The sequence below is a fragment of the Halomonas sp. A11-A genome (assembly GCF_003182195.1).
GTDB lineage: Bacteria > Pseudomonadota > Gammaproteobacteria > Pseudomonadales > Halomonadaceae > Halomonas > Halomonas alkalicola.
The window spans coordinates 1-3,898 of the sequence record NZ_QGTM01000050.1 but is presented as its reverse complement, the minus strand read 5'-3'; the positions used below and the strand labels follow the sequence as shown (position 1 = coordinate 3,898).

The 3,898-nt window shown below is 68.5% G+C and carries 4 protein-coding genes; all 4 read left to right on the top strand.

Annotation, left to right across the window (positions count from 1 at the left end):
• Positions 1–166 precede the first annotated feature (166 nt).
• On the top strand, positions 167–1,687 hold the full coding sequence (gene purF / locus DER72_RS15875; RefSeq protein ID WP_110070896.1) for an amidophosphoribosyltransferase: 1,521 nt from the start codon (positions 167–169) through the stop codon (positions 1,685–1,687).
• Complete coding sequence (locus DER72_RS15870; protein ID WP_258306335.1) at positions 1,680–2,891, top strand: O-succinylhomoserine sulfhydrylase; 1,212 nt, start codon at positions 1,680–1,682, stop codon at positions 2,889–2,891. Before purF ends, DER72_RS15870 begins: the two co-directional genes overlap by 8 nt.
• Positions 2,892–3,030: 139 nt before the next feature.
• Positions 3,031–3,714: a type 1 glutamine amidotransferase domain-containing protein gene (locus DER72_RS15865; RefSeq protein WP_110070895.1), complete on the top strand. Its 684-nt coding sequence runs from the start codon at positions 3,031–3,033 to the stop codon at positions 3,712–3,714.
• Positions 3,715–3,827: 113 nt separating this feature from the next.
• On the top strand, positions 3,828–3,898 hold a 71-nt coding region (locus tag DER72_RS16700; RefSeq protein ID WP_146209083.1), incomplete at its 3' end, for a helix-turn-helix domain-containing protein.

Here is a 3,898-nt window from a genome sequence, read left to right as displayed (position 1 = left end):
ATGGCTCAATGCCGTGCCTGAGCGCCGTAGGAATCCCCTTCCTTTCCGCCGTTGGCGGCAGCTGCCTAAGCAGCTGAGGGAGGGGAGGACGTCAAAGACGACTTGGGGGTGGATGCGCCCACCCCGATTCTCCAAAGCAAGCTCCAGGCAAGCGAGGTAAGGTGGAATGTGCGGTATCGTGGGCCTTCTGGCCAAGCAGGCGGTGAACCAGGGCATCTATGACGCCCTGACGGTGCTACAGCATCGCGGACAGGACGCCGCCGGCATGATGACCTGGCATGAGGGCCGCTTCCTGCTGCGCAAGAGCAACGGCCTGGTGCGGGACGTCTTCCATACCCGCCACATGGCGCGGCTGAAGGGCAACCTGGGCATTGGCCACGTGCGCTATCCCACCGCCGGCTCCTCCAGCGAGGCGGAGTCGCAGCCGTTCTACGTCAACTCCCCCTACGGCATCGCGCTTGCCCACAACGGCAACCTCACCAACTCCGACCAGCTCAAGCAGGAGCTCTTCACCTCGGACCTGCGCCATATCAACACCAGCTCCGACTCCGAGGTGCTGCTCAACGTCTTCGCCCATGAGCTCGGCAAGCAGGGCCTGCACCTGGCGCCGGGTGACATCTTCGACGCCGTGCGCCGGGTGCACCGCCGCTGCCGGGGCGGCTACGCTGCGGTGGCGATCATCAACGGCGTGGGCCTGGTGGCCTTCCGCGACCCCAACGGCATCCGCCCGGTCGTCTTCGGCACCCGCGACGAGGGACAGGGCCAGGAGGTGATGATCGCCTCCGAGTCGGTGGCACTCGACGTCGGCGGCTTCGAGCTGCACCGCGACCTGGACCCGGGCGAGGCGATCTTCGTCGACATGGCGGGCCAGATCCATACCCAGCAGTGCGCCGATCACCCGATGTTGGCGCCCTGCATCTTCGAGCACGTCTACCTGGCGCGCCCGGACTCGATCCTCGACGGCGCCTACGTCTACGGCACCCGCATGGAGATGGGGCGCAAGCTCGGCGACCGCATCCAGAGCGAGTGGCCGGAACACGACATCGACGTGGTGATCCCGATCCCCGACACCTCGCGCACCTCCGCCCTGGAGCTCGCCCAGCACCTGGGGGTGACCTACCGCGAGGGCTTCATGAAGAACCGCTACATCGGGCGCACCTTCATCATGCCCGGCCAGACCCAGCGCAAGAAGTCGGTGCGCCAGAAGCTCAACGCCATCGGCGTGGAGTTCGAGGGCAAGAACGTGCTGCTGGTGGACGACTCCATCGTGCGCGGCACCACCTGCAAGCAGATCATCCAGATGGCCCGGGAGGCCGGCGCCAACAAGGTCTACTTCGCCTCCGCCGCGCCGCCGGTGCGCTACCCCAACGTCTACGGCATCGACATGCCGGCGGCCAGCGAGCTGATCGCCCACGGGCGCAGCGAGGCCGAGGTGGGGGAGCTGATCGGCGCCGATCGCATCTTCTACCAGGACCTCGAGGACCTGAAGAGCGCCTGTCGCGAGGTGAACCCCAACCTCGACGCCTTCGACTGCTCGGTGTTCGACGGCAACTACGTCACCGGCGATATCGACGCCGCCTACCTGGCTGACCTCGAGGCCTCGCGCAGCGACGATGCCAAGCAGCAGCAGAGCGCCGGCGACCACGCCCTGGTCGGCGTGCACAACCAGGACGACATCGATGACTGAGGCCTCCATGGATCCGCACGAATCCCCCGAACAGGAGTGGGCGCTGGCGACCCTGGCGATCCGCGCCGGTCACGAGCGCACCCATGAGCAGGAGCACGCCGAGCCGATCTTCCCGACCTCGAGCTTCGTCTACGAGAGCGCGGCCGAGGCGGCGGCCAAGTTCGCCGGCGAGGAGCCGGGCAACATCTACTCGCGTTTCACCAACCCCACGGTGCGCACCTTCGAGCAGCGCCTGGCGGCGCTGGAGGGGGGCGAGCGCTGCGTGGCCACCAGCTCAGGCATGGCCGCGATCCTCTCCACCGCCCTGGCGCTGCTGTCGGCCGGCGACGAGATCGTCGCCTCGCGCTCGCTGTTCGGCTCCACGGTGAGCCTGTTCGACAAGTACCTGGGCAAGCTCGGCGTCACCACCCGCTACGTGGAGCTCGCCGACCTCGCCGCCTGGGAGGCGGCGATGACGCCGGCCACGAAGCTGCTCTTCGCCGAGACGCCGTCGAATCCGCTCTCCGAGCTGGTCGATATCGCGGTGCTCGCCGAGATCGCCCATCGCCACGGCGCGCTGCTGGCCATCGACAACTGCTTCCTGACCCCGGCCCTACAGCGCCCTCTGGACCTCGGCGCGGATCTGGTGATCCACTCCGCCACCAAGTACCTGGACGGGCAGGGCAGGGCGATTGGCGGCGCCGTGGTAGGGCGCGAGGCCGAGCTCGAGGAGGTGTTCGGGGTGGTGCGCACCTGCGGCCCCTGCCTGAGCCCCTTCAACGCCTGGATCTTCACCAAGGGGCTTGAGACCCTGGCCCTGCGCATGAAGGCCCACTGCGAGAATGCGAAGGCCCTGGCCGAGTGGCTCGAGGCGCACCCGGCGGTGGCGCGGGTCCACTACAGCGGTCTCGAGAGCCACCCGCAGCACGCCCTGGCCGCCCGCCAGCAGCAGGGCTTCGGCGCGGTGCTGGGGTTTGAAGTCAAGGGGGGGCGCGAGGCGGCCTGGTCGGTGATCGACGCCACCCGGCTGCTCTCCATCACCGGCAACCTGGGAGATGTGAAGACCACCATCACCCACCCGGCCACCACCACCCACGCCCGGCTCTCGCCGGAGCAGAAGGCGGCCGCCGGCATCGCGGAGGGGCTGGTCCGCGTCGCGGTGGGCCTGGAGGCGATCGACGATATCCGCGCCGACCTCGCCCGGGGCCTCGACGCCCTGGCCTGAGCCATGCCGCACGTGGCACCGCTCTACGCCCGTCCCGCCCTCGGCGGGGCGGGCGTTGTCGTCTTCGCCCTTGAATTCTCGCCGGCCGGGACCATCTCATCAGGGCACGCACTTATTCTGGCGCCCAAGGAGGGCAACGATGAAGATCCTGATGGTACTCACCTCCCACGACCGCATGGGCGATACCGGCCACGCGACCGGCTTCTGGCTGGAGGAGTTCGCCGCCCCCTACTACGTCTTCAAGGATGCCGGCGCCGAGATCACCCTGGCCTCGCCGAAGGGCGGCCAGCCCCCGGTGGACCCCAACTCCCTGGCCGAGGAGGCGCTCACCGAGGAGACGCGCCGCTTCGAGGCGGATGACGCCGCCAAGGCCCAGCTGGCCGCCACCCGGCCCCTCGCCGAGGTGGCGCTCGACGACTTCGATGCGCTCTTCTTCCCGGGCGGCCACGGCCCGCTCTGGGACCTCACCGACAATGCCGAGGTGAAGCGCCTGATCGAGGCGTTCCTGGCCGCCGGCCGGCCGGTGGGGGCGGTCTGCCATGCCCCCACGGTGCTGCTGCAGGTGCGCACCCCATCCGGCGAGCCGCTGGTCAAGGGGCGGCGCGTGACCGGCTTCTCCAACAGCGAGGAGGAGGCCGTGGGGCTCACTGCCGTGGTGCCGCACCTGCTCGAGGATGCCCTGAAGGCGCAGGGCGCCGACTACCAGCGCAGCGCTGTCGACTTCGCGCCCTTCCAGCTTCGCGACGACCTCCTGGTCACCGGCCAGAACCCGGCCTCCAGCGCGCCGACGGCTGAGCTGCTGCTGGAAGCCCTCGCCAGATAAGCGCTTCCCTGACCAAAAAGCGCGACAAGCCTCGGCACTTCAGGCCGAGGAAGGATAGCGCGGGCGCCTCAGGCGCCCTATACTACTGGATATAAATACAGCTTCGGGTCACTATGCAACGCCTCCAAGCCTTCAAATACGAACTGATGCCCAACGGCGAGCAGGTGCGGAAAATGCGCCAGTT